The sequence below is a fragment of the Tenebrionibacter intestinalis genome (assembly GCF_016632365.1).
In the GTDB taxonomy this organism is placed as follows: Bacteria; Pseudomonadota; Gammaproteobacteria; order Enterobacterales; family Enterobacteriaceae; genus Tenebrionibacter; species Tenebrionibacter intestinalis.
The window spans coordinates 31,870-57,963 of sequence record NZ_JAEPBH010000019.1 but is presented as its reverse complement, the minus strand read 5'-3'; the positions used below and the strand labels follow the sequence as shown (position 1 = coordinate 57,963).

Genomic DNA, 26,094 nt, shown 5'->3' with positions numbered 1-26,094 from the left:
GGTAGGCATTCATGGATCGCGCTATTTATACCGCGCTGAGCGCCGCTTCGGCGGCGCTGGAAAAGCAGGCGGTCACGTCCAATAACCTGGCGAACGCCTCCACGCCCGGCTTTCGCGCCCAGTTGGCGGCGTACCGCGCCGTACCGATAAACGGCCCAAGCATTCAAACCCGCACCCTGGTGGCGGCCTCTACGCCTTATCACGATTCAACAATGGGCACCATCAGCCCGACGGGCCGCAATCTTGACGTCGCGCTGCCGCAAAACGGCTGGCTGGCGGTTCAACTGCCGGACGGCACTGAAGGCTATACGCGCAATGGCGCCATCCAGATCGACGCCCAGGGCGCGCTCAGCGTGCGCGGCTATCCGCTGCTGGGCGACGGCGGCCCGATGACCGTACCGCCGCAGGCGGAAATCACTATTGCGCCAGACGGCACCGTCTCGGCGCTGGGCGCGGGCGATGAAGCCACCGCCATTGCGCAGGTCGGCCGCCTGAAAATGGTCAGCGCCGATACCAACGAACTGAGCCACGGCGACGACGGCCTGTTTCACGTCAGCGCCGCCACGGCCGCCGCGCGTGGCGCCGTACTGCCGCAGGATCAGGCGCTAACCCTGATACCCGGCGCGCTTGAAGACAGCAACGTCAGCCCGGTGAAATCGATGGTGGACATGATTAGCAACGCGCGCAGCTTCGATATGCAGATGAAAACCATCACCAATATCGACGACAACGCCAAACGCGCCAACCAATTACTGAGCCTTGGCTAACGCCGGGCACAAGGAGTAGCACAATGATCCGTTCTTTATGGATTGCCAAAACCGGGCTGGAAGCGCAGCAGACCAACATGGACGTTATTTCCAACAACCTGGCCAACGTCAGCACTAACGGCTTTAAGCGCCAGCGCGCCGTTTTTGAAGACCTGCTCTATCAAACCCTGCGCCAGCCAGGCGCGCAGTCATCCGAGCAGACCACCATTCCCTCCGGCTTACAGTTGGGTACCGGCGTGCGCCCGGTCGCCACCGAACGCATACACAGCCAGGGCAGCCTGACGCAGACCAACAACAGTAAAGACGTAGCAATCGACGGCAGCGGCTTTATCCAGGTACTGATGCCGGACGGCACCACCGGCTATACCCGCGACGGTTCCTTTCAGATTGACCAGAACGGACAACTGGTGACCGCCAGCGGTTATCAGATCCAACCGGCCATTACCGTGCCGCAGGACGCAAAGTCTATCACCATCGGTAAAGACGGTATCGTCAGCGTCACTATCGCCGGGCAGACCGATCCGCAGCAGGTTGGCCAACTGACGCTTGCGACGTTCATCAACGATTCCGGCCTGGAAAGCCTGGGCGAAAACCTGTATCGCGAAACGCAGGCCTCCGGCGCGCCTAACGAAAGCACGCCAGGCCTGAACGGCGCCGGCACGCTAAAGCAGAATTACGTGGAAACGTCAAACGTTAACGTCGCTGAAGAACTGGTCAACATGATCCAGACCCAGCGCGCCTACGAAATTAACAGTAAAGCCGTATCAACGTCTGACCAGATGCTCCAGCGCCTGAGCCAGCTCTGATGCCGCCAGTCACACCGTGCTCCGCCTGAAGGCGGAGCCGTAACCGCAGTGAATAAACACATGACCCAAACCTGTACTGAAAATACCGCCGCCGGCGGCCATACAACGCTTCGTCGCCGGTTCAGCGCCCTTGCCGCGCTGGGGCTGAGCCTGCTGCTGGCCGGCTGCGCCTATATTCCGCAAAAGCCGATGATCGACGGCCCAACGACCGCGCAGCCCGTCCAGGTTACGCCGAATGCCGCAAGCGGCGCCATTTTTCAGACAGGACAGGCGATGAATTATGGCTATCAGCCGATGTTTGAAGACCGCCGCCCGCGCAATATCGGCGATACCCTGACCATTGTGCTGCAGGAGAACGTCAGCGCCAGCAAAAGCTCCTCGGCAAACGCGTCGCGCAACGGCTCTGGCGGGCTAACGGTGGACGCTATACCCCGCTTTATGAGCGGGCTGTTTGGCAACGGCCGCGCCGACGTTTCCGTTAGCGGCGACAACGCCTTTAAAGGCGGCGGCGGCGCGGCGGCGAAAAATACCTTCAGCGGCACGATTACCGTGACGGTGCATCAGGTGCTGGCGAACGGCAACCTTCAGGTTGTGGGTGAAAAACAGATAGCTATCAATCAGGGAACTGAATTTATCCGCTTTTCCGGCGTCGTGAACCCACGCACGATCAGCGGCAGCAATACCGTTATCTCCACCCAGGTGGCGGACGCGCGTATCGAATACGTAGGCAACGGTTACATTAATGAAGCGCAGCAAATGGGCTGGCTCCAGCGCTTCTTCCTTAATATTTCACCATTCTGAGTATGTGATGATGAAGAATTCCGTTCCTGGCTGGTGCCTTTGTCTGTTCCTTGCTGCGGCGGGCCTGTTTTCAGCGCCTGTCGCAATGGCTGAGCGCATTCGCGATTTAGCCACCGTACAGGGCGTGCGCAGCAACGCCCTTATCGGCTACGGCCTGGTGGTGGGCCTGGACGGCACCGGCGACCAGACCATGCAAACGCCGTTTACCACTCAAAGCCTGAATAACATGCTGTCCCAGCTCGGTATTACCGTACCGGCAGGCACCAATATGCAGTTGAAAAATGTCGCGGCCGTCGTGGTGACCGCCCAGCTTCCCCCCTTCTCCCGCGCCGGGCAGAAGGTGGATGTCGTCGTCTCCTCGCTGGGCAACGCCAAAAGCCTGCGCGGCGGCACGCTGCTGATGACGCCGCTTAAAGGGGTGGATAATCAGGTTTATGCGCTGGCGCAGGGCAACCTGTTGATTTCCGGCTCCGGCGCACAGGGAGGCGGCAACCGCGTGCAGGTCAACCACCTCAATAGCGGGCGTATTACCAATGGCGCGATAATTGAGCGCGAAGTGCCGGTTGATTTCGCCAGCGGCAACACCCTGAATTTACAGCTTAACGAGGATGACTTTACCCTGGCGCAGCTTATCAGCGATGAAATTAACCGCCGCTTCGGCGGCGGCACCGCCGTGCCGGAAGATGGCCGCAGCGTACGCGTTTATGTACCGCGCGACGGCGCCGGCAAGGTGCGTTTCCTGGCCGATATGCAAAATATCCCTATTCGCTCGCCGGTCGGCGACGCGCGCGTAATTGTAAACTCACGCACCGGCACCGTCGTGATGAACCGTAATGTCGTACTTGACTCGTGCGCTATCGCTCAGGGCGATCTGACTGTGGAAGTGAATCGCTCATACGATGTAAGCCAGCCGGATACGCCATTAGGCGGCGGCCAGACCACCGTCACGCCGAATACCGATATTTCGATGCGTGAGCAGGGCGGTTCGCTACAGCAGGTGAAATCGAGCGCCAACCTCAACAGCGTAGTACGCGCGCTCAACAGCCTTGGCGCAACCCCGAACGATCTCATGGCCATTTTGCAGGCGATGCAAAATGCAGGCTGCCTGCGCGCAAAACTGGAGATTAATTAATGAAAGGGACAACCGCGTTTGATATCCAGTCGCTGGCCGCGCTTAAACGCGAGGCCCGCGCATCAACCGGCGGCGCGCTACAGGCGGCGGCCCGGCAGATGGAAGGGCTGTTTGTGCAGATGATGCTTAAAAGCATGCGCGACGCCACGCCGCAGGATGGGCTGCTCGACAGCAGCCAGTCGCGTATGTTCACCTCAATGTATGACCAGCAGATCTCGCAAGAGATCGCCGCACGCGGCCTGGGGCTGGCGGATATCATGGTAAAACAGTTTGCCGGCGAAACGGCCCCCGTACCGGCGCAAAGCGCCGGTACGACGCCTGAAACGCCGCTGACGCTAAGCCAGGAAGCCATCAATAACATGCCGCAACAGGCGCTGCGCCAGGCGGTGCGGCGCGCGATACCGTCTCTGGAGCAGGAGGCGCTGCCCGAGCGGCCGACTGGCCCGGTACTGAACAACGCTAACTTTATCTCGCGCCTGTCTGCGCCAGCGCAGCAGGCTGCGCGTAAAAGCGGCCTGCCTGTACAGTTGATTATGGCGCAGGCGGCGCTGGAGTCCGGCTGGGGCAAACGTGAAATCAGAACCGAAGACGGCGGCCCAAGCCATAACCTGTTCGGCGTGAAGGCCACAGGAAACTGGAAAGGGCGCACCACTGAAATCACCACTACCGAGTACGTAAACGGCATCGCGCAGAAAGTGAAGGCGAAATTTCGCGTGTATGACTCCTACGCGCACGCGCTTTCTGACTATGCCACGCTGCTGACGAAAAACCCGCGTTATCAAAAAGTGGTTGACGCGCAAACGCCAGAGCATGCGGCTAAAGCGCTGCAGGCTGCGGGTTACGCCACCGACCCCAAATACGCCCAAAAATTGATTTCGATTATTCAGAATGTGAAAGGCAGCCTGAACCAGGCCGTGAAGGCCTACCAGACCGATTTGAGTTCAATTTTCTAAAAATAAAAACAGAAGTTTTTTCCGGGCCAGCCGATAACAATGACAGAAGATTTGTCTGCCTGCGGTTGCGCTGGCTTTAAAAGATAAAACGAGAATAGCTATGTCTAATTTGATGTATCTGGCCCAAAGCGGCCTGAGTTCAGCCCAGGCGGCGCTGAACGTTGTGGGCAACAACCTGAACAACGCGTACACAGTAGGCTACAGCCGCCAGAGCATCGTCCTGGGCCAGGCTGGCGGTAAAACCACTAATCACGGCTTTTTCGGCTACGGCGCCCAGGTAGACGGCGTTCAGCGCGCCTATGATGGTTTTATTAACAACCAGTTGCGCAGCGCCACCACCAGTTTTATGTCACTGTATGGCCGCCATACGCAACTCACCCAGATTGACAATATGCTGGGCGACGACGCATCCAACGTCTCGGCTTCGCTGAACAATATCTTCAGCGCAATGGAAAAGGTCAGCAGCGAACCGGTCAGCTCCGCCGCACGTCAGGAAGTGCTTTCTAATATGCAGTCCCTGGCCTATCAGTACAACAGCTATAACAGCACTCTGACCGGGCTGGAAAAAAGCACCAATACGCTGATTGATCAGTCCGTTAAAGATATCAACAACGCCACCGAACAGTTGGCGAACATCAACAAAGAAATCGCCAAAATTCAGGCTCAGACCGGCGGCGTACCGTCCGATCTGCTTGACCAGCGCGACGTGCTGCTCAACCAGCTAAGCGAGCAGGTTGATATCCGCGTGGACGAGAACACCAGCACTGGCGTTGTCTCTGTCTCTATGGCCAACGGCCTGCCGCTGGTTAACGGCGAGCGCTCCTACAAGCTGCAAACCAGCACCTCGCCGGAAAACCCGTCGCAAAATATCGTCTCTTACGTGGATGCTTCCGGCAACAGCCTGCGCCTGGATGAAGAGAAACTCACGGGGGGCAATCTCGGCGGCCTGTTTAAGTTCCGTAACGAAGACCTGGTGGATGCGCGCAATCAGTTGAATATGATTGCGCTGCAAATGGCGAACCGCTTTAACGAAGTCAACGGCGAAGGCCACGATCTTAAAGGCGATACCGGCGGAGATTTATTCAGCTTCAATAACCCAACCGCGCAGGCTAACCGCAATAACGTGGGCGACGGCTCTTTTGATGTGACGTACACCAGTATCAAAGATGTGCAGGCGCAGGACTACACCCTTACCTTTAAAGGGCCGGGCCAGAGCGACTGGGAAGTAACGCGCGCCGACGGCAGCAAAGTGACGCCAACCATTGGCGACAACGGCGAGCTGCAGTTTGACGGTATTTCCATGATGCCGGGCGGCGCTGCGCAGCCGGGCGACAGCTTCCGCATAAACCCGGTAGAAAACGTCTCCGGCAGCCTGAAGGTCGCTATCACCAGCGGCGACCAAATTGCCGCGTCTAAATCAGACGATCCGAGCGATGAGAGCAATAACGAAAATATTAAGGCGCTGATTGGCATTCGCGACGAGCGCCTGATCGGCAACGCCACGCTGACTGAATCCTACGCAAGCCTGGTCAGCGACGTCGGCTCCTCCGTAAACGCGCTGAAAAGCAACCTGGAAACCAGCGCGAAAGTGGTTAAGGCCGTGCAAACACAGCAGCAGTCCGTCGCAGGCGTTGATGTCTATGAAGAGTACGTAAACCTGCAAATGTTTCAGCAGTACTACCAGGCGAACGCACAGGTTCTGCAAACCGCAGTCAATATCTTCGACACCATCCTTAGCATTCGATAATACCGGCGGCCCGGTAGATATCGGGCCTTCAGGCGTTACAGGAGTATGAATTATGCGTCTTAGCACCCACTTTATGTATCAGAGCAATATCGATAGCCTGTCGAATGCGATGATAAAAGGCAACGATATCTACACCCGCCTGGCGGCAGGCAAAACGCTGCTGACGCCATCGGATGACCCGGCTGCGGCCTCACTGGCGATCGCGCTGCAAAACAGCATCGCCCGCTCCGACCAGTACGCCACCGCGCGCATGTTCGCACAGGACAAACTGGGCCAGGAAGATAACGCCCTGAGCAGCCTTTCCAACCTGATGACTAAAAATCTGGCGGAAAAAATCGTCGCCGGCGGCAACGGCGCCTATTCCGACGCCGACCGGGAAGCGCTGGCCACCGAACTTGAAGGCATTCGTGACAATATGCTGGATATTGCCAATACCAAAGACAGCAACGGGCGCTATATTTTTTCCGGCTATAAAACCGATACCCAGCCGTTCAATAAAGACGGCAGCTATCAGGGCGGCGATACTGCAATGTCCCAGAACGTCGCTGACAGCACGGAAATGAAAGTGGGCCACACCGGCGACGACGTTTTCATGAGCGGCACTGACGATGATATTTTCGCGCAGCTTGACAAGGCGATTGAAGCCCTGCGCAAGCCGGTTGAAAGCGATGAAGATCGCAAAGCCCTTCAGGACGTACTGGACAGCACGAACGTTTCCATTAAAAAAGGCATTGATAACCTTGGCCGCGTTCAGGCTGAAGTGGGCACCAACCTGCAACAGCTCGAAACCCTGGGCTTCAGCGCCGATACGCAGGATATTGCGCTTCAGACCCGCCTGCAACAGACCGTAGGCTCTGATTCAGATACGTTGATTACGATGGTGGCCGCCTCACAGATGTCCCAGTTCTCACTGAGCGCCTCGATGATGGTGTTCCAGTCCATGCAAAGTATGTCGCTGTTTAACATGGTGCGATAAACGAAACACAATCAGCCTGCCGCCAGGCAGGCTGAGAGTAACGGTAAAGTGGGAAACAGCGTGTTTTTCCCTTTATGGTTATCAGCCGAAACCACGTGGATAAATCCCCCCGATAACGCCAGCCGCAATTTTCTCCAGCAACGGTGAGCGCGCAACGCAAGTGCGTAAAGGCGCAATGCGAAGCAACTCACAGACAAAACCCGCACGCCGCCGCTTTATGCGCCTGAAACCGACTAAACGTAACCGCTTTTCGCGGCTGCCTGGTGTGTTTCTCCGCGTGATATATAAGGCCGCCTCCATTTTCGCAAAACGCCCAAATTAACCTGTTTTTTAACTAAAAAAGACAGTAACACCTCCCCGCGCCGGGGAGAGGGGTTGGTTACAACGACGGGTATGCCTGACGTCTGTAAAAGCGCGGCCTGAAAAGGCGTTCGGTCACGCAAACCAGCGGTATCGTGACGATCCATATCGCAGCCTGTTGATTTTATGGAATGTGTTACAGGTCACAGACAAGCAAAAGATAATAATTATCATTCACATTTAAATAAACACCATGATGAGGCCATTATGGATTTTTTTAATTTCTCTTTTCCACCTCTGTTTTTCTCAGTCATGGCGTACTGTTTTTTTTTACGAAAAGCGCGCAATAAAGTCCTGAAGAAGAAAAAACACGTACTGGTTATTTTGATGACATCAATCATCATTTGTTTTGCCTACCCATTTGGCAATACCGCGCTTAACATCAATTATCAATATTTCGATAATTTTGTGCTTTTCTGCTTTCTCACTTCGCTGTTAGCCGTGCTGGCAAATCTCGCCGTTTACTTTTTCTATTACAAGAGTTCGCCATGAGAAAATTAAACATCAAGGGAATGATTTCAGTCGGAGGCGCAGGCGATCCTCTCACAGATCGCAATTCTGATTTAATCAGGCAAATGATGATTAACGCAGGATGGGGCGCTGCCTTTGGCATTACGGGAGGGTTTCCTGGTATGGCCGCTGGCGCAGTGGCGGGCGTAACCCAAACCGTCGTTCAGGGCGCAGTCGCGCAAATGCCTGTACACGTCCCCATTCCCACCGTTCCTTTGGGGCCAGTATGGAATGGGAGTAAAGGCTGAATTTACGTTGCGCAAGCTGAAATACCACGGGTTTACCCGTTGTAAATAAACCCGTTGAGTTCCATGCATTTTTGAGTTCCCGGCCAGATAATGGCGTTGTCGGGTATCCCTCCGGCGTCATATTGTTCAGTGATTCATGCGGGCGTTCACAGTTATATTCCGACAACCCTTTTACCGTGTTTTTCCACATTTCATGCAGTGTTCTGAAAAGTTAAAAGCCTTTTTCCGTGGTGAACATATACGCCTTCCGGCCACTGCCCCACTCCATTTTACGCACACGTACCCTGTCTTTACCCGGCGGCGTATACCAGCCATGCGGCACGGGCCAGAAAGGAGTGCTGCCACTATCCAGCTAATACTTATATTATTTTTACCATATAATAGGTCAGCTAAATAATTAGCTTGATAGCTGTTTACTATTAACAATCGCTCAAATGTAAATTATTTGTGAAAATAATCACAAATAATTTACATAACACTTAACTACGTCCCTCATTTTTACTATAAAAAAAAGCGGCAGGTGTTTATGTCCTGCAAGACAGATCTTAATTGAAATATAACCCATTATATTCATCAATATGAGGATTTATTATGGAAAGTGCAATTGAACTGTTCGCAACTGAATCATCTGTGGATAACTACGATTTTAACAGCGTAGCCTGGTAATAGCCTGTAAAGGGCAGTGAAACTGCCCTTTCTCAGTTAAGCAACGCATAATCCCGGGAGGCGTAAATGGAAAATTTGGGCCATCATTATATTCTGGATATCGTTTTAGATGATAAATCTTTTCTTATTAACGAGCATCGCCTACAGGTTTACTTTCAGAAAATTTTGAGTAAAACAAGGTTTAAAGTAATCGGATCCCTGTCTCACAAGTTTGCTTCAGGAGGAGAGGGAGTGACTGGCATTTTTTTATTAAGCGAGTCCCATCTTTCTTACCATACCTATCCTGAAAGTAATTATCTCAGCATAGATCTATATACTTGTGGAGAGAAATGTTTTTCGGCCATACGGGAAATCGAAGCCAGCCTTAGTCCGGTTACCAAGTTAGTTGTTCGTTATATTGAGCGTGGCAGCCATATAAATGCTCCCCAGTTTAATAGAGCTAGCGTAACGGCTGAAAAGGTGAACTGAGATGAACATCAAAGACAACGGTTTATTCAAATTTGATTACCAGTTTCCGGTGTATAACTTTTTCTTCCCTAATCAGGGGAAAAGTCTGTCAACTGAAAAACTGTCTGATGTACTGTGTCACAGTAACTCCAGAATTTCATCCAGAGCTCTTTATTTCCATATCCCATTCTGTGAAACCATTTGCACCTTCTGCCCTTTTACGCGAGGAGCCTATAGAGATAGTGGTCTTGTTGATCAGTATACCCGAGCATTAATCAGGGAAATAGAAATAAAGGCAGAATTTAATGATTATCATGCTGTTCCGGTGAGATCGATATTCTTCGGCGGAGGAACCCCCTCGCTACTCTCACCAGAAAATATAGCTCAGATCGGTTCAGCAATACATAAATATTTTTCTGTTTCACCAGATTGTGAGTTTTCGTTTGAAATTGAAATAAAGAGCCTTAATGAAGAAAAAGTTTCTGTAATGAAGGAGATGGGAGTAACGCATCCCCGTTTTGGGTTACAAACGTTCAATCCGGTGTGGCGTAAGCTGTTCAATCTGACCTCGACAATTGATCATATAAAATTTGCCGCAGATATACTCAATCGTAATTTCAGCACTGTACTTTTCGATATACTTTACGGGATGAACGGACAGGATAAGGAAGACATTATAAGGGATCTGGAGCAGGCAGTTTCCCTCGAAACTACAAATATAGATATTTATCCTATTGATAATGTCATGACACAGTCAAAACTGCATAAATCTATTCAGGATAAGGGAATGCCAGTGGCATCCGCAACCCGGAAATTCACTATGAATATGCTGATTGACGCTTACATGCGAAGTAAAGGTTTTATGCCACATAACGGTCATGGTTACGTCAGAACGGATAATGTCGATAGCTCTGTAGTGAGTCAGGATTACAGTTTCGTATATCATGAGCACATATACGGATATGCCGATCTTGATTTGCATGGTTTTGGCGTTAATGCTGTATCGTCCCTACGCGGTCATGTTATTACTAATACATCGAGTCGTCAGAAGTATATTACCTCAGTACACGAGAAAAATACTGTTCCGTCAACTATTAGTCGGCATCCCGGTATTCTGGATGAAACGAAACCATTGATACTTCGGCTACCCTATCATGGTGAAATAGAAAAATCTAAAGTGAGTATGTTACAAATTCCTTTTGCGTTACAGGAAAAAATTTCCGAGCTGAAAGAAAATCAACTTGTCACGGAGGATACTGAAAAATTATATCTTACTAAACTTGGCTGGTACTGGTATACCAACATTATGTTCTGGCTCATGCCAGAAGCCGATCAAACTGCAATGAAAAGGTTCATTACAGAACAGTTGGAAATTCCCGGTAAATTCATTGCTAAAAAGGAGCTTCTGTATGTTTGAATCATCTCTGTCGCTCTCTGAGGCGTATAAACAGCGGTATGATGAAGTTGTTCACGGTGATAATGAACGCACAGGTATATATTATCATCCCGACAAAAAACACTGGATTATTTATGATTATCAGTCATGTTCACAGTTGCTCAACAGTCAGTACGTCACAAAGAAAAGGTTTTTTATTCCTCTAAATATGTTTAATAGGGAAAAAAAATTAGTTGAACAATTTATCTCTCTCATTAACCAGTCGCTGATTTTTCGGGACGAATGTAACAGCGATGTCATTAGCATAATCCATCAGAATTTTAAAAACATCCCCCGCAATGAGCTGATTAACAGCACCTTGTCATTATTCAAACAGAATAAATGCCTTAATGAGCATGATCTCATTTCTCTCAATAATATACTTGCAGCCAAGCTGATCGGATTAGAACCATCCGACAAGCTGGCGGTTCATGCCCACAATGTGGGAATGCTTTTCGATGGAAGAGTTAAAGGAAAAGAACATTTTGTTGAAATAGCGCATTCTTTCCTTACCATATTTGATGCCTGCAGAAATCTGGACGCAGATGGTGCTCCCTGTAGTGATATCCAGGTATCTGACAGAGCCATAGCCTATATTGCGGCCCATCAGACAACCATGCAACTTATTGTGGCTGCGCTCTGGGCTATAACACATTTCAGTCTGAAAGTTGGTGTAGAGAATACACGAGATGTAATTATTGAGGCTTCACGCTTATACAGCCCCGTACTGTCTGTAGGCAGAGTTATTTCACAGGATCTCATTTTCAGAGGACAGAGACTGAAAACGGGAGACAGGGTGATGTTTTATACTGGCCTGGCCAATTTCGATCCCGAAGTGTTTGATGAGCCGTTCCGATTTATTCCGGGCCGGAAAGTAAAACCACTTTCCTTCGGGGCAGGTATGCATATGTGCATCGGTATGGGAATTGCTCTCAACTTTGCTTCATCCTTTATCACCAACATCTACGCGCGCGGTACAATCAGGAACGTCAACATAATCAGCCTTGCAGAAGGCGTATCGGCGCTGGGAGCATCGCATTTCAGCATGGAAATGAACAGTAATGAACTGGTTGAAAATTAAAAATTTTCGTACACTTCTCTCATCTCTTTTTATCTCAAAGTCCGGTGATTATGCCTATGAGGTGATTTTCGTATTTATTGTGCTGGAAAGCACGCATAATAACTATCTCCTGACTGGCTTCGTTTATTTTTTCCGGTTTATTCCTTTTCTGTTCTTCGGCCCTGTTGGTGGCTGGATGGCAGATAATTATCGACTTAAAAATAATCTGTTAATCAGTGAATGGTTGCGTCTGGCAGTGTCGCTGCTTCTTTTTATCACCAGCCTGAGCGGCGCAGTCAACATTACCATACTTATTGTAGCGTCCATTCTGACAACCATTGGCCGCAGTATTTTCCAGCCGAGCTACCAAACAGCCGTACCCGGAACCGTGGACACTGACAGACTTACCGCCGCTAACGGCATTTCTCAGGTAGCTGAAGAGACTGCCTCAGTGGTCGGTCCCCTCTTTTGTTCTCTTATTCTGTTATTCTCGGATAAACCATGGGTGTTCTTATTCAATTCAGTGACGTATGCCGTATCGATAATGATTCTCGCAACCTTTTCTGAAACAAAGGCGGCAAAAGAAACGCCTTTTCGGATTAAAAATGTATATCAGGAAACCTTATACGGCATTAAGCAGCTATACTGGAACACTCGCTACTTGTACGTTGTCATATTAGGCTCCTGCGTCTGCATTCTGTTCACCGGTTCGGTTATCCGTTTTATTATTCCTGCCACGATGGTCAGTCACGGTCAGAGTGAGGTGTTTACTAGCTGGATTTTTTTACTTATGGCTGCTGGCACAATCACCGGTGGGTTGCTTTACGGGAGATTTGTGCGGTCAACGTCTCCAGAAAAGGTGATGCAACACTGGTTTATTTACGGCTTGCTGCTGTTATTAATGTCCTTCTCAGTTTTTTATTCATTGAAATTACTTCTACCATTCGCGTTTGTTCTTGGCGTTAGCGGTGCATTTGTTGATATCTCACTTATAACAGCCATACAGTCTTGCTCTCCGGCTGAGAACATTGGTAAGACATTTGGTACATTTTCCACGCTGGCGAATACAGCCGAAGCGCTTTCAGGACTTATTTCCGGGCTTTTTGCCGTCGGTGGTTTAATGATTGCTTTTGTGGGAATGAGTACGCTTATCGCGCTGACTGGCATAACCAGTTTGGCTTTTCTTACCAGGAAAGCGGTGAAGAATAATCACCGCAGGCCTCCGGAAAGTAATGAACCTGATGGCTCGTCTTAAAAGATTCACTCCAGGCTGGGAAGGATATCAATAATCAGACCGCTGGATTCGGCCCACAAAGCTGAACTATGGATCAGAATGCTGGCGGTCAATCTGTTTTATCACAGCTTAATGCTATTCTCACCCCGTCAATAACAGGACGATAGCCCATTCACACCGCTTTGGCTGCGATAAGGAAAACCACTAACATATCTGCCAGTTGTCGCGCTGTAGACGGTAATTTATCCGTTGTTGCCACAGTTGCGGGGTAAATTCATTAGTGTATTGTCTATCCACTCCATTCGGGCACTGACAGGAAATAATAACCGTAACTTTCGCCTTTTCCAGTATGAGACCTGGCGTTTTTTAATTTATTAACGGTTGCGATACATAATATAAAAGGTAAGCTTGCATCTTTATATCTTTTTTATAGTTTTTTATCTTTTAAAATACCTTTTAAAAATATAAGCTAATGCCCGTAATCTTCACCCTTTGTATTTATAATACAGTACTAAACCTTACTTATAGCGATTGCTCATTAATACATTTTTTAATCGGGACGCGTTATTTTCCGTAGCATAAAGCGCCCGGCGGGCTGGCTTAATTGAATAAAGTTAACTTAGCAGGCGTAAAAGCCCTCTGAACAAACAAAGGGCTTAGAGCGGGCGGGGAATACCCCCGCCGGCGTTTATCGGTAAGGCGAGAATAGCTGAGAGGAATAAGCGTTGCTGCACTTTTGATTCTGGCGAATAGAATCTATCTTACCGCTCAGTATATCCAGACGATCTTTAAGCAACTGTCGGATTTCATTTTCATTATTCAATAAATGCGACAGCGAGCTGCAAACCTGCTCTTCATCTTCGTGGGTGATGCTTCCTTGCTCTTCCAGCACATTTTGCAGCGCAAAAATGTAGTTAGTATTCAGTTCAATGAAATTATCCCAGTTGCCCTGTTTCGCGGTTTCAAGCATTTCAAAGCTCAACTGCAGAGCATGCTGATATTTCTGAGCAGTAAGGGCCAGTTCGGCCTGGGGTGCAGGGTTAGCCATTCAGTATTAACCTTTAGTTTGGCGCAATTTGTTTCCACGCGTCCGAGATGCCCATCAGTAGCTCATCAACGTGCAGGAGAGTATCAATCTCGTTGTGTAAGTTGGCCTGCATCAAACGACGAGTCATATAATTGTATAACTGCTCCAGATCGAGCGATATTTCACCGCCCTTCTCATGGTCGAGCGAAGCACGCAACCCGTTATCAATAATGTTTATCGCTTTCGTGATCGCCTGCCCGCGCCCGGCAATATCACCGTTTTCCATCAGAATGCGGGCACGAACCAGCGCGCTGTGCGCGCCGTCAAACAGCATCGTAATAAGCTGATGCGGGCTGGCGGACTGCACGCGGCTTTGCAAATCAACCTGCGCATAAGCCTGAACGCCCTGACTACCGTACATATTTTATCTCCTTCCCTGCAGCCGGCGTCTCGCCGACGCCGTGCAGGGTGCCTACCGTTATGATGAGAACTGCGCCAGCATTGCCGTCAGCGAGTTACTGGTGCTGGTTAGCTGCGACATAACGGAGTCCAGATTCTGGAACTGTGTCCGGTAGCGTTCTACCTGCGCATCAATCAAGGTCTGCGTTTTGTCTATCTGCGTTTTCACCAGCTTTAGCTGTTCATCAAGGCCGTCTTTTGCTTCTTTAATGAGCCCGTCAACCTTGCCGTCTTCATCTCCCGCATAGAGCGTGATGGTATCTTTCATCTGCGACGCCAGCCCGGGAGCTTCATCGGTACCGACAAACATCTGTTGTACCTGCTCCGGGTTGTCTGCCAGCGCTTTATCGAGTTTTTTATTATCCAGCGTCATCTGGCCGGTAGCGGAATCAATTTTGATACCGATATCCGCCAGCGCGCGAATATCGGCTTCGGAATCACTGTAGGTTCCGTTCGCCAACCCGCGAAATTCGCTGACCATGCCGCGCAGCATTGAATCGCCCATCAACGCGCCGTTCTGGCTGTTCTGGGTAGCGACCTCATCCGTCTCCAGCCCGGAGGTGTCATTCGGCACCCACTTACTGGCTTTGCTGGTGAGGCTGAGCATCGCGTTATAGTTCTTAACGAACTCCTGAATCGCCGTTTTAGCCGCGCTGGTATCCTGCGACAACGTCAGTTGCTCGCCGGCTTCCTGATCTTTTGAAACTTTGCTCAGGTTAAGCGTTACGCCGGAGATAATATCGGTAATATTATTGCTTGAGCGCGTATAGGGAACGCCGTCCACTTTTAGCTGCGCGTCCTGCGCCTTGCCGATTTCCTTCATTGTGGAAGGATCGGAATTAAGCACGCCGTTAAGCGCATCATCCCCTTCAACGGAGACCGACATCTTGCCAACTTCGCCTGTTTTCTTTGAGGTCAAAATTAGCTGGTAGCCGTTATCGCTGCTGACGACGCGCGCGCTAACGTCGCCGCCCTGCTTGTTGATCTCTTTGGCTATCTGGTTAAGGGAGGTTTCATCGTCTTTCAGCTCAACGCGAATTTCTTTGCGCGTATCCTCTTCGCCTTCCTTAGGCTCAGGCCCCTGCTTAATGACTACGGTACGGGTGCCCCCGTTCTGGCTGCCCAGGCGCGCGTCGGCGTCTTTTAGCCCTGCGGTCGCAAGCGAGTGCGCCGAAGCCAGTTGCGTTACCACCACCTGATGCGTGCCGGACAACGCGCCGGAACCTGCCGTAGCGGTAAAGGCTTCGTTGGCGCTGATTTTCTGGGTTGTGAACGCTTCGCCGCTCAGTTTTTCAACGGTGCTTCTAAGCGTATTCATTGCGTCGCTAATCTGCCCCCAGGCGGAAATTTTACCCTGGAAACTGCCCTGTCGATTGGTATAGGGCGTTAAGCGCGTCTGCTCTGCTGCGGCCAGTTGCGCCACAATAGTTGCCGTATCGAAGCCAGCGCCGACGCCTAATGAACTAATGGTTGCCATAACGTTTACCCTTTTTCTTTTGCTGAGAAAGCTTATGTTCTTCAGCCATACCTATCGGCACCTTGCGGGGAAAGTTTAATGCTTTTCGATATTCCCAATAGCGAGAGTAAACGTAAAAAGTTGCGTTATATTCGCCGTTAAACAAATAAGGAGGGCTGATAAGTCCGAAACAGGAGGTATATAAAGGAAAAGAAAACGGCTTCCCCTGTCGCCGTTATTAGCCGATAAAGGCGAGTCACCAACGTTAAAGATTAATTTAACCCATTGATAAACAATGTTTTTAATTTTTTTAAAAAAAGATCTAAAGTCAAAAAAATAGTTTCCGATAACTGTTAGTGCAAACGGGAAACCGCAAATGAATTCACATCGCTGTGACCCCACAGTGAAGGAAATAAAGGAAAAATTATGGCACAGGTTATCAATACCAATACTCTGTCTCTGACCGCTCAGAACAACATGAACCGCTCTCAGTCTGCGCTGGGCACCGCGATTGAGCGTCTGTCTTCTGGTCTGCGTATCAACAGCGCTAAAGACGATGCGGCTGGCCAGGCTATCTCTAACCGCTTCACTGCAAACATCAACGGTCTGACTCAGGCGTCCCGTAACGCCAACGACGGTATCTCCATCGCGCAGACCACCGAAGGCGCGCTGAACGAAATCAACGACAACCTGCAGAACATCCGCCGCCTGGCCGTACAGGCGCAAAACGGCACCAACTCTGCCTCTGACCGTCAGTCCATCCAGGACGAAATTAACCAGCGTCTGGAAGAGATCAACCGTATCTCTGAACAGACTGAGTTCAACGGCGTAAAAGTGCTGAGCAAAGATCAGCAACTGAGCATCCAGGTTGGCTCTAACGACGGCCAGACCATCGACATTCAGCTAAACCAGATGAACGCTGAAACCCTGGGCATGACCGGTTTCACCGTCAGCAACGGCGTGGATGCCAGCTCCCTGAAGAATACCACTACCGTAAGCGTTGCGACTGACTACAAATTTAATAAAGCCGCAGTAACCGATGGCGGCGGTTCCATTACCGCAGCCGATATTATGCAGGATGAAGACGGCAACACCTTCATTAAGGGCAGCGATGGCAATTTCTACGACGCTACCGTTGATGCCAACACGGGTGATGTGTCCTTTAATTCAACTTCAGATAAAAACACGACCATCACGGCAACAGAACTGACCTCCGTTGACGGCAAAGCAATTACTAAAGAAGTTAACGTGGATATGGGCAGCATCACCGGTACGCTGCAGGCTGACGACAACGGTAATTACTACATCAAAGATGCAGACGGCAAGCTGACTGAAGCTACCGTTACCATTAACGCTGACGGCACCGCAACTGCAACCGACACCGGCACCGCCGTTAGCACCGAGCCGGCAACCGACGATCCGCTGAAGAAAATCGACGCCGCGCTGGCTGAAGTTGACCAGATGCGTTCCGGACTGGGTGCGGTACAGAACCGTTTCGATTCTGTTATCAACAACCTGAACAGCACGGTTAACAACCTGTCTGCTTCTCGCTCCCGTATTCTGGATGCGGACTACGCGACCGAAGTGTCTAACATGAGCCGCGCGCAGATCCTGCAGCAGGCTGGCACCACGGTACTGGCGCAGGCCAACCAGGTTCCGCAGAACGTACTGTCTCTGCTGCGTTAATTCGCAAACAAAGGCATAACGTTAACCCCATCGCGCCGCGGTGGGGTTTTTTTGTATGTGCAATCCGCAGGATAAAGGGCCGTTTCGCAGGTTTATTCAGCAATTGATTTTGCGCCAAAGGCTGATAATAAGCGCGAGTTTAGATTGCCGGATAAGCGTGATTGTGAATAATTTATACACTGCATCAGGGACTGTGAGAGAAAAAAACACGCTGTGGACAGAGTATGCCCCGCTGGTACGCCATGAGGCCCTACGTTTGCAGGCGCGGCTGCCCGCAAGCGTGGAGCTGGACGATCTTATTCAGGCCGGCATGATCGGGGTATTGAGCGCAATTGACAGCTTCGATCCGCAGCAGGGCACGCAGATGCGCACCTGGATAACACAGCGCGTGCGCTGGGCGATGATGGATGAACTGCGCGAACGCGATTGGGTACCGCGCCGCGTACGCAGCAATGCGCGCGAAGTCACCTCAGCCATCCACCGGGTCGAACAGCGGCTTGGGCGCACCGCCACGGAAACCGAAGTGGCAAAAGAGATGGGCATACCGCTGGAAACTTATCAGCAAATCCTGATGGATACCAACACCAGTCAACTGTTTTCTCTGGATGAACTGCAGGAAGAGCAAAACAGCAGCGTAGAACAGGCAGACGAGCAACACGAACAGCAAAACCCGTTACAGCAACTGCTTTCCAGCAGCCTACGCCAGCGCGTCATTGAAGAGATCCAGCGCCTGCCGGAGCGCGAACAGCTCTTGCTTAATCTTTACTATCAGCAGGAGCTGAATATGAAAGAAATCGGCGCCGTGCTGGGGGTCGGTGAACCACGCGTCAGCCAGCTTCACAGCCAGGTCATTAAACGCCTGCGTTCCCGCCTGTACCTCACTGATTAAATCCCACTGTCAGATAAATAACGCCAGCCTCTTTACTTATAAATGCTGGCGCTTTTTGCGAACGGCGTACAAATGTACGCAAGATTTTTCCTTAAAAGCCGATAACTCCTGAGTAAGACACATCTGTTCAGGAAGATAGACATGAAAACTTTCAGGCTGTCCACGTACATTAAAGGTGCGCTGGTTATTTTTTGCTCACTTACACTCCTCGCCAACTTCACGGCTATCGTTGGCGCGAATAAAACCAGTAACTCTTTAGCACGGTTTGGAATTACCTACCAGAATCTGATTGAAGTTTCTCGCCTGGTAGACGAAGTCAATAATATTCGCAGCGGCCTCAATTGGGTGCATAACGATCCCAACATACCTGACGAAACGTTAGATCTTAAGTACACGACATTGCAGGGGTTCATGGCAAAGGCAAAAGAACATGCCACGAAGTTTAAGGAGCAGCCTAAGTACTCTGACGAAGCGCGTCGCATGGCAGAAGAAATTTATAGCGCCTTTACCACGCTGGCCGCCCGCTACGACGGCAATATCCAACAACTGGCGACACATAACAATACCGGCTTTGATAACGGCACTTACGAGCGCCTCTTCAGTGACGCAGTCCAGAACTACATGCAGCTTAACGAAACAATGAGAGAGCATGCGCATAAGGCTGCGGAAAACGATCGCAATTTATCAATCATCATGGCGATCGCTTTTATCGTCATCATGACGCTGCTGTCCATTTTCGCCAGCTTCTGGATGCGCAAGCACATGTTCCAGCGCCTGGCCTTTGCTTCAGAAACGCTGGTAGCGATTGGTCGCGGCGAGCTTTATCATCACTTCAGCACCGGCGCACGCAACGAAATCGGCGATATGCTGCTTGCCCTGAAAAATATGCAGACCTCTATCGTCGAAATGGTCAGCAAAATTCAGGACGGCTCTTATAGCCTCACGACCAGCGCGGGTGAAATTCAGGTGGGCAATAACGATCTCTCTTCACGCACCGAGCAGCAGGCTGCGGCACTACAGGAGACGGCGGCCAGCATGGAAGAACTGCGTATTACGGTAAAGCAAAACGCCGATAATGCCCGCCATGCCAGCCAACTGACCGTACATGCCAGCGATGTTGCGCGTAAAGGCGGTGAAGTGATGACTAACGTGATTGAGACAATGAATAAGATCACCGATAGTTCACGCCGCATCGCCGACATCAACTCCGTTATCGACAGCATCGCCAACCAAACCAATATTCTGGCGCTAAACGCTGCGGTAGAAGCCGCCCGCGCCGGTGAGCAGGGCCGGGGCTTTGCCGTGGTGGCAAGCGAAGTGCGCAACCTGGCTAAACGCAGCTCCGACGCGGCTAAAGAGATCAGCGAATTAATTTCCCACTCTGTGGAAAGCGTTAATAACGGCGCAAGGCTGGTCGAAAAAGCAGGCGAAACCATCCAGGGCATTGTGACCTCCGTCGCGCAGGTAAGCGATATCATGAATGAAATCACCTCCGCTACCGACGAGCAAAGTACCGGCATCGACCAGATAGCGCAGGCCATCAACGAAATGGATCTGGTTACCCAACAAAACGCTGCGCTGGTAGAAGAGGTGGCGGCCGTCTCCACCACAATGACTTCCCAGGCTGATAACCTCAAAGATAGCGTATCGAAATTTCAGGTGAGCGAGAAGCGCAGCTACGTGCGCCAGGAATCAAAAAGTATCCCTGCTGAAGCGCCGGTGAAAACCGTAAAACCTGTAGAAAAAGAAGCGAAAAACGACTATCAGGAGGAGTGGGATACGTTCTGATACGACAACCTAAATAGCACAAAATCCAGGCGGGATAGCCCCCGCCTGGATTTTTATTGCGCCACGCTGAAAAAAGTAAAAAAGGCGGCGCTATCAGCCCGGGCAGAATCGCCGTTACACATAAGCGATAATCGTCTTCTCCTGGCTGCCTGTACGGCAGTGAACAACATAAATTGCCCCTTCGGCGGCTTACTGCTTTGTTAGCTGTCTATACGGCAGTGAACGGTTGTTCTTCAGGGATCGAGCCACCGCTGCTTATCTGGCCGTCTACAGGGCTGTTGATGCTTTCAGCTGACGACAGGCCACGCCGCGGCTTTTCTAAGCTGACTATACGGCAGTGAACACAAGCGGAATAACGTTGTCCTGACCAGATAGTTATAACAGCATCCTACCGGCGTCAAAACCGTTTTCCCACGCCCTATTTGTAACACAGAAATATCAACAGGTTAACGTTTTTACGGATAACCTGACAGCGCCGCTGCGGTTGATGCAAACGCACGTCGCGCCCATTAACCTCGCAGTTAGCGCAGCCACGCATAACGGGCGCCAGCCCGGGCTTGCGTTTATCGAACGTCAAGCAGCGCTCGCAGGGCTTCTCCCGCTTCAATACTGATATCCAGCGGGTGACGATAGTTCACATTTTCCACCGCGCGCGTCCACAGCGCCACCAGCCAGTCGTAAACATAGTGTGTAGCCGCATGCACCGGACTGGCGCCCAGCTTTGTCAGACGCGTATCGCTGCCCGGGCGGGCGCCGGGGGCGAAGATGGGCTGTCCTGGATTCCAGCGGCTGGCCGGTCGCGTGGCGGCATTCTGCCCCGCATAGCCCAGCCAGGTGATGAAATCGCTTAATTCAGACATCACGCGCGTGCTGTCCGCCAGCGCGCTGCGTTCCCCCCCTGCCAGTACATGGCTGAACATGCCGGGCAGTTCCAGCCGATAGCTCATCGTTATCAGGATATCGCATAGCGTACGGCGCTGGCTGGCCGGCAGCGGCAGCCCATCGTTTTCTTTTTCCGCCCACTGACGCAGATGGTTTACCCACAGGCGCTGTACCGCATGTTCAAAATCTGCCGTGCAGGCCTCCATGCCCGGTGCGGACGGCGCCTGTTCAGAAAACAAATCGATAGAAATATCAAACACCCCAACGCTTGCCTTCTGCATCGGCGGATATTGACGCCACAGATTTTGCAACGCGCCACGCGATGGCAGCAGCGCGGTCAGCAACGCGCCGTGCTCTGATGCGTTCTGCTGTAATGTACGCAGCATATCCTCCAGCGGCTGACGCCACTGCTCGCCGTAGACGCCTGGAGGCGTCAGCCAACGGCACAGTAGCTCACCTACCTGTTTTGCCAGCGCATCGCGACAGCGCTGCGCATCAGTCTGCCTGTTTTTATCACTTAGCGTATCACTCAACCAGCGCGTCAGTCGGCGGGCATCGCTATCGGTAAGCGCCTGAAACACGCCCCAGGGATACTGCGCGCTATCAAGCAGGCTTTGCACCGCGCTGTCTGTGTTTTCCACGCTGGCATCGGCTGCAAAACGCGCGTCAAACGGCGTAACAGCCCATACCGCGCGCGGGTTGTCAGCGCTAACCGGCATCCAGTCGATAAGCCGCGCCGCTACGGCCTGATTGTCTTTTCGCTCCTGCATCGCCTGGCAGATAATCAGCCGTTCAGGGCGGCAGCGCTGGCGATACAGTTCACTGAGAAAGTTGCTTTTCGTCAAACACCACTCGCGCCCGGCGTCGTGGCGATAACCGGGTATATCCAGCACATGCAGCGCCGCATCCGGCGCGGCGCCTATCTTCATTTCGGCACACAGCATGGAGAGCAGCGCGCGCGTCACAATCACAGGCGCCTGTATGTCATTTTCCAACAGCGGGCAAACGCTGGTTACCTGGGCCATCTCGTCGGGCATGGCGCTGTCAGGCGCCAGAAAATCCGCCGCAGGCTGGTGAAAGCGATCGGCTGCCAGCAGTCCGGATGCCAGCACATAGCGCGCGTTACCTAACTGTTGCAACAGCATCGCAAGCGAAAGCCAGCGGCGGGTCAGCGCGCTGGTATCGCCCCACAACAGCGCAAAGCAGCGCGCACGCTGAGCCACGCTTAACTGCGGCAACTGGCAGGCCATGCGGTACCAGGTTTCTGATTCGGTCACGCTGGCAGTGCCGCCTGCAAGGCGGCGATACTCCGCTGCCAGTTGCGCCACCTGACTGGCGTCGATGCCGGACATCTCCCCACTGTCATAGCTATGACGCGCATCATCAAGGCGGCGGCGCATTTCCGCTTCGTCAAACGTCAGCGAACCGCCGCTTGCAAGGTAGTGACGCATAAAGATCTGCGCCAGCTCGCCTTCATTAAATAACATCAGACAAAGCGGGTAACTCTCCTGCTCCGGCCAGCTACGCGGACCGATACTTACGGCTATTTGCGCCTGGCGGCCTGTACCGGCAAGCGTAGTAAGAAACTCCGCCGCGTCCGGCATGCCGTTAAACATCAGATTGCGCAGGTGCGCCTTACCGTGGGCGCAATGGCCCCACAGCCCTACCGTCGGTAGCTGAGATGCCGCCGCATCACAGGCGTTGTAGCGGCGCTGTAGCTGCAACAGGCGTAGTTGAATGCCGTCGGCCACATCATCCAGCAGCGGCGCCTGCTGGCGCGTTGCTGATACCCAATGCCCCAACGCGTCGAATATGGCAGCATTCAGTGAAAGGGTTACACTCATTTTTTAATCAGGCTCCCGCTGTCAATCCAGTAGTCAGACACATTGCCACGCGAGTCGCTCAGGGTGTTCAGCGTCAGACTCAGCCTGTCCGGCGATACGTTTTCACCGCCGGCCAGCCGCGCCTCGCCGAGCATAAAGGCTTCGCCATCGCGCCCGGCGTTCTGACGCAACGCCAGGCGGACATACAGCGGCCCCTGGCTGGCAATAGCCGCCGTCAGGGTCGGATCAACGATCGCCAGCGTATAAAGCGGCGTCGCGGGCCAGCGTTCATTATCCAACTGGCGAAATCCGAGGCGCACGTTACCGCGAATGGCAAACATTTTTTCGCCATCCAGCTTCGTGCCCGGGTTATCGAGATCGATATCGCGATACCAGATATTCTCATCCATCAGGCGGTTCTGCCCGTCCAGCACGCCAAGATAGCGGATCGTGGAATAAGTCTGAATACCCGAAGGCTGAAATAAAAAGCCCGGCAGCCGCAGCGACTGCGACAGGCTGAACAACATCGCGCCGACCGCCGCGGTGGATTTCGGATGGCCGTTAAAGGGATACCACTCATGCACAGGATAATCGTTCATCATCACCATGCGATTTACCGGCACCGGCTGTAAATAGCGCAACAACGCCTGTACGCCAGGCAAACTGATCGGCCGCCCGGTCAGTAAAACCACATCGCAATCGTAAAACGATACCGCTTCGCACAGCGCATGCAGCGGCCCGGCAATGGCGAAACGTCGCTCCAACATCGCCTGCTGTAATTCGGTGAAGTTCACCTGTACCGGCACGGCCATCAGATCAAACGGCGCAGCGTCATCCGGCAGCGCCGGTTGTACCCGTTTCGCCACCTCGTCGCACAGATCCGCGCTGAGCGGCTGCGTGAGCATCTCGCCTGCCAGCCTGTCGAGGCCTGACAGGCGATCGTCCGGGCGGCAGCGCTCCCAGCTCGCCAGAATGGCGTTGCCCAGCGGAATAAAGTATTGCAACGTCATTTGCCGGCGCAGCATCTCGCCAGACTCAGGTTGCGCGGCATCCCCCGCCAGATAGTTCATCAGACTGTCCACCTCGCGCACGCCGCAGCGACGCAGCCAGTTTGACAGAGCGGGCAGCACGCAATGGCGAATGACGTCCAGTAGAATATCGTCCCCGGCCACGCGAAAGCCTTCGCGGAACAAAAGGCGCGGCGTAATACGCGCGCTACGGCTGTCATCTTCCTGAAGGCTATATTCCGTCACCGCCATATCGGTGGTACCGCCGCCAATATCAATAGAGGCAATGCGCAGCGCGGGACGATCGCCGCCGCTTCCTGCGCGCGCCAGCGCGCGGAACAGCGAATCGGCGCGCCCGGCGTAGTTCTGCTGGATTTCGTTATAAAGCCAGAACATCTGGCCGCAACTGGCTTCATCCCATTCAGCCTCCACAACAGGTAGCGGCACGCGGCGCGAGGGCGCTGCATCATCCGGATGCCAGCCCATTGCGCGCCAGACCATACCCGTCGCCTCCTCCATGCGCTGGCGAAAAATGTTGCGCTCGCGTATCGGCATACCCGTCGGCAGGGTCAGGATAAGCGTACGTAACTGGCGCGGCACGTCCGGTTGTCCCATATTCAGGCGGTTGTCCACGCTATTAATCTGGCTCAGCGCCTGGGCCAACAGTTCGCATAACAGTTGAGTCATCAGCGCGCTTCGGCTGTATTGCGCACAAAATACCGGCAGACGTTCAACTTCAGGCAGTTCAGCAAGCGGAACGCCTTCGTCATTCATCAGCATCATTAACGGTTGCGCAATCGCCTCTGCTTGCGCGCTGGCGCCGCTTTTGCTGAAGCGCCAGGGCCTTAATGCCGGCGCGCAGTCCCAGAGGTAGCGGCGCGGGCTGGACAGGCTACAGGCGCCGATGCTGGCATGACGCTGGGCGGCAAGCCAGCTCGCTTCATCGCCGGTACGCGCCAGAGAAGGCCAGATAAAAGCATCGTCGCGGCCGCTTTCTACCGAATAGAAGCGGCGGCCAAAATCGGCCCGGGCAAAAGTCAGACGGCTGGAGAAAAATGACGGGCTAACGTATTGCGGCGCATCGGGAGAACGCACGCGCAGTTCAGCCGTGTGGCACAATCCGCTTTCGCCAATGCCGTGATCTTCAATCAGAATACCGCAGGTATGGGTGTTACCCACATCCAGCACCAGATCGACCGGTATAGCCGACGCCTGGGCATGGGTTTCCACAATGCGTAATTCCGGTATCGCCAGTTCGCGGCCAAACAGCTCCAGCAGGTTCAGCCAGTGGGCCTGATATTCAAATTTTTTCAACGCCTGCTGTATTTCGCCCAGTGAACGCGACTCGCGCTCATCCGCAGCGGCGGAAAAACTTTCGCGCAGCCAGCCATCCACCCACGCCTGGTCGATAAAATCCGCCAGTTCGTCATCGTGCCACGCCAGCGCGAAACGGGTGCCGAAGGTAATGTCGCTCTCAACAGGCGCCAGGAGCTCTGCGCCCTCTTCATCAGGCATGATGCGGGTATCCAGCGCCAGCGTCAGGCGATGGGTATGGCCCGTTTCATCGGGCTCGGCCAGCTTGCGAATCTGAAAGCGCGCCCAGTTACATGGCCCCTGAGCAAAGCGACGGCGAGCGCTAACGCGCAGCACCGGCAACGGCAGCCATTCGCCATGAAGCAGCGACAACGACTGACTGAGCGCCGCGCGGTTTTCCGGCTCCACCACTTCAGGCGCGTCGCCGTCATGCGCGGGTAAGGTAAATTTTTGCCTCGCATCATCCCAGGCAAGTCGCAATAGCGGGCCGTTGGCCGTTTTACGCACAAAACAGCCGCGCGAAGCGTTATCAACCGGCGTTACGCCAAAATCCAGAAACTGAATGCCGCTGTCACGCACCAGCGAGACGTTGTGGCGGTAAGGGTACAGGTTTACCAGCAT

Annotated in this window: 21 protein-coding genes and 1 pseudogene; 16 read left to right on the top strand and 6 right to left on the bottom strand. The window is 52.6% G+C overall.

Annotated elements, in window-relative coordinates; translation table 11 throughout:
* Positions 1-11: 11 nt before the first annotated feature.
* The 9 genes from JJB97_RS08905 to JJB97_RS08865 all read left to right on the top strand — a co-directional run bounded on the left by JJB97_RS08905 (position 12) and on the right by JJB97_RS08865 (position 8,300).
* Positions 12-767 carry a flagellar basal body rod protein FlgF gene (locus JJB97_RS08905; RefSeq protein ID WP_238713673.1) on the top strand — a complete coding sequence of 252 codons (756 nt, stop codon included), beginning with the start codon at positions 12-14 and terminating at the stop codon, positions 765-767.
* A 23-nt stretch (positions 768-790) separates the two neighbouring features.
* Positions 791-1,573 (top strand): flagellar basal-body rod protein FlgG, encoded by a 783-nt coding sequence (gene flgG, locus JJB97_RS08900; protein ID WP_238713672.1) that lies wholly within the window; start codon positions 791-793, stop codon positions 1,571-1,573.
* Between the two features lie 60 nt (positions 1,574-1,633).
* A complete protein-coding gene (locus tag JJB97_RS08895) occupies positions 1,634-2,374 on the top strand; it encodes a flagellar basal body L-ring protein FlgH (protein WP_238713696.1) in 741 nt (246 codons plus the stop codon).
* Positions 2,375-2,459: 85 nt separating this feature from the next.
* A complete protein-coding gene (locus JJB97_RS08890) occupies positions 2,460-3,506 on the top strand; it encodes a flagellar basal body P-ring protein FlgI (protein WP_238713695.1) in 1,047 nt (348 codons plus the stop codon).
* On the top strand, positions 3,506-4,459 hold the full coding sequence (gene flgJ, locus JJB97_RS08885) for a flagellar assembly peptidoglycan hydrolase FlgJ (RefSeq protein ID WP_238713671.1): 954 nt from the start codon (positions 3,506-3,508) through the stop codon (positions 4,457-4,459). Before JJB97_RS08890 ends, flgJ begins: the two co-directional genes overlap by 1 nt.
* 100 nt (positions 4,460-4,559) lie before the next feature.
* Positions 4,560-6,206: a flagellar hook-associated protein FlgK gene (gene flgK / locus JJB97_RS08880; RefSeq protein ID WP_238713670.1), complete on the top strand. Its 1,647-nt coding sequence runs from the start codon at positions 4,560-4,562 to the stop codon at positions 6,204-6,206.
* A gap of 52 nt (positions 6,207-6,258) precedes the next feature.
* Positions 6,259-7,182 carry a flagellar hook-associated protein FlgL gene (gene flgL / locus JJB97_RS08875; RefSeq protein WP_238713669.1) on the top strand — a complete coding sequence of 308 codons (924 nt, stop codon included), beginning with the start codon at positions 6,259-6,261 and terminating at the stop codon, positions 7,180-7,182.
* Between the two features lie 567 nt (positions 7,183-7,749).
* Positions 7,750-8,034: a hypothetical protein gene (locus JJB97_RS08870; RefSeq protein ID WP_238713668.1), complete on the top strand. Its 285-nt coding sequence runs from the start codon at positions 7,750-7,752 to the stop codon at positions 8,032-8,034.
* Entirely contained in the window at positions 8,031-8,300 is a 270-nt protein-coding gene (locus JJB97_RS08865; RefSeq protein WP_238713697.1) for an E492 group microcin, read from the top strand. The genes JJB97_RS08870 and JJB97_RS08865 overlap by 4 nt, the downstream gene beginning before the upstream one ends.
* Positions 8,301-8,369: 69 nt before the next feature.
* Here JJB97_RS08865 and JJB97_RS08860 read toward each other — a convergent pair.
* A pseudogene (locus JJB97_RS08860) lies at positions 8,370-8,511 on the bottom strand (integrase core domain-containing protein); the annotation flags it as partial.
* A gap of 521 nt (positions 8,512-9,032) precedes the next feature.
* Between JJB97_RS08860 and speD the strand changes: the two are divergent.
* From speD to JJB97_RS08840, 4 genes are read left to right on the top strand one after another with little or no spacing between them, the layout of a single operon-like run.
* On the top strand, positions 9,033-9,434 hold the full coding sequence (gene speD, locus JJB97_RS08855) for an adenosylmethionine decarboxylase (protein WP_238713667.1): 402 nt from the start codon (positions 9,033-9,035) through the stop codon (positions 9,432-9,434).
* Position 9,435: 1 nt separating this feature from the next.
* Positions 9,436-10,830, top strand: a complete 1,395-nt coding sequence (locus tag JJB97_RS08850) for a coproporphyrinogen-III oxidase family protein (protein ID WP_238713666.1) — start codon at positions 9,436-9,438, stop codon at positions 10,828-10,830.
* Complete coding sequence (locus JJB97_RS08845; RefSeq protein WP_238713665.1) at positions 10,823-11,929, top strand: cytochrome P450; 1,107 nt, start codon at positions 10,823-10,825, stop codon at positions 11,927-11,929. Before JJB97_RS08850 ends, JJB97_RS08845 begins: the two co-directional genes overlap by 8 nt.
* Complete coding sequence (locus tag JJB97_RS08840) at positions 11,910-13,163, top strand: MFS transporter (RefSeq protein ID WP_238713664.1); 1,254 nt, start codon at positions 11,910-11,912, stop codon at positions 13,161-13,163. Before JJB97_RS08845 ends, JJB97_RS08840 begins: the two co-directional genes overlap by 20 nt.
* A 667-nt stretch (positions 13,164-13,830) precedes the next feature.
* On the opposite strand, the gene fliT is transcribed toward JJB97_RS08840, so the two are convergent.
* The 3 genes from fliT to fliD are packed head-to-tail and all read right to left on the bottom strand — an operon-like array spanning position 13,831 to position 16,105.
* The gene (gene fliT, locus JJB97_RS08835; RefSeq protein WP_238713663.1) at positions 13,831-14,190 is read right to left on the bottom strand and encodes a flagellar protein FliT; all 360 of its coding nucleotides are present in this window, start codon (positions 14,188-14,190) and stop codon (positions 13,831-13,833) included.
* Between the two features lie 13 nt (positions 14,191-14,203).
* A complete protein-coding gene (fliS, locus tag JJB97_RS08830; RefSeq protein WP_238713662.1) occupies positions 14,204-14,590 on the bottom strand; it encodes a flagellar export chaperone FliS in 387 nt (128 codons plus the stop codon).
* 57 nt (positions 14,591-14,647) lie between these two features.
* On the bottom strand, positions 14,648-16,105 hold the full coding sequence (gene fliD / locus JJB97_RS08825) for a flagellar filament capping protein FliD (RefSeq protein WP_238713661.1): 1,458 nt from the start codon (positions 16,103-16,105) through the stop codon (positions 14,648-14,650).
* Between the two features lie 405 nt (positions 16,106-16,510).
* Here fliD and JJB97_RS08820 point away from each other — a divergent pair, with 405 nt between their 5' ends.
* The 3 genes from JJB97_RS08820 to JJB97_RS08810 all read left to right on the top strand — a co-directional run bounded on the left by JJB97_RS08820 (position 16,511) and on the right by JJB97_RS08810 (position 20,447).
* Positions 16,511-17,770 carry a FliC/FljB family flagellin gene (locus JJB97_RS08820; protein ID WP_238713660.1) on the top strand — a complete coding sequence of 420 codons (1,260 nt, stop codon included), beginning with the start codon at positions 16,511-16,513 and terminating at the stop codon, positions 17,768-17,770.
* 163 nt (positions 17,771-17,933) lie between these two features.
* Positions 17,934-18,659, top strand: coding sequence for an RNA polymerase sigma factor FliA (locus tag JJB97_RS08815; protein WP_238713659.1), 726 nt, complete (start codon positions 17,934-17,936; stop codon positions 18,657-18,659).
* Positions 18,660-18,800: 141 nt separating this feature from the next.
* Positions 18,801-20,447 carry a methyl-accepting chemotaxis protein gene (locus JJB97_RS08810; protein WP_238713658.1) on the top strand — a complete coding sequence of 549 codons (1,647 nt, stop codon included), beginning with the start codon at positions 18,801-18,803 and terminating at the stop codon, positions 20,445-20,447.
* A gap of 563 nt (positions 20,448-21,010) precedes the next feature.
* On the opposite strand, the gene JJB97_RS08805 is transcribed toward JJB97_RS08810, so the two are convergent.
* Positions 21,011-23,173, bottom strand: a complete 2,163-nt coding sequence (locus JJB97_RS08805; protein WP_238713657.1) for a virulence factor SrfC family protein — start codon at positions 23,171-23,173, stop codon at positions 21,011-21,013.
* Positions 23,170-26,094 carry a virulence factor SrfB gene (locus JJB97_RS08800; protein ID WP_238713656.1) on the bottom strand — a complete coding sequence of 975 codons (2,925 nt, stop codon included), beginning with the start codon at positions 26,092-26,094 and terminating at the stop codon, positions 23,170-23,172. The genes JJB97_RS08805 and JJB97_RS08800 overlap by 4 nt, the downstream gene beginning before the upstream one ends.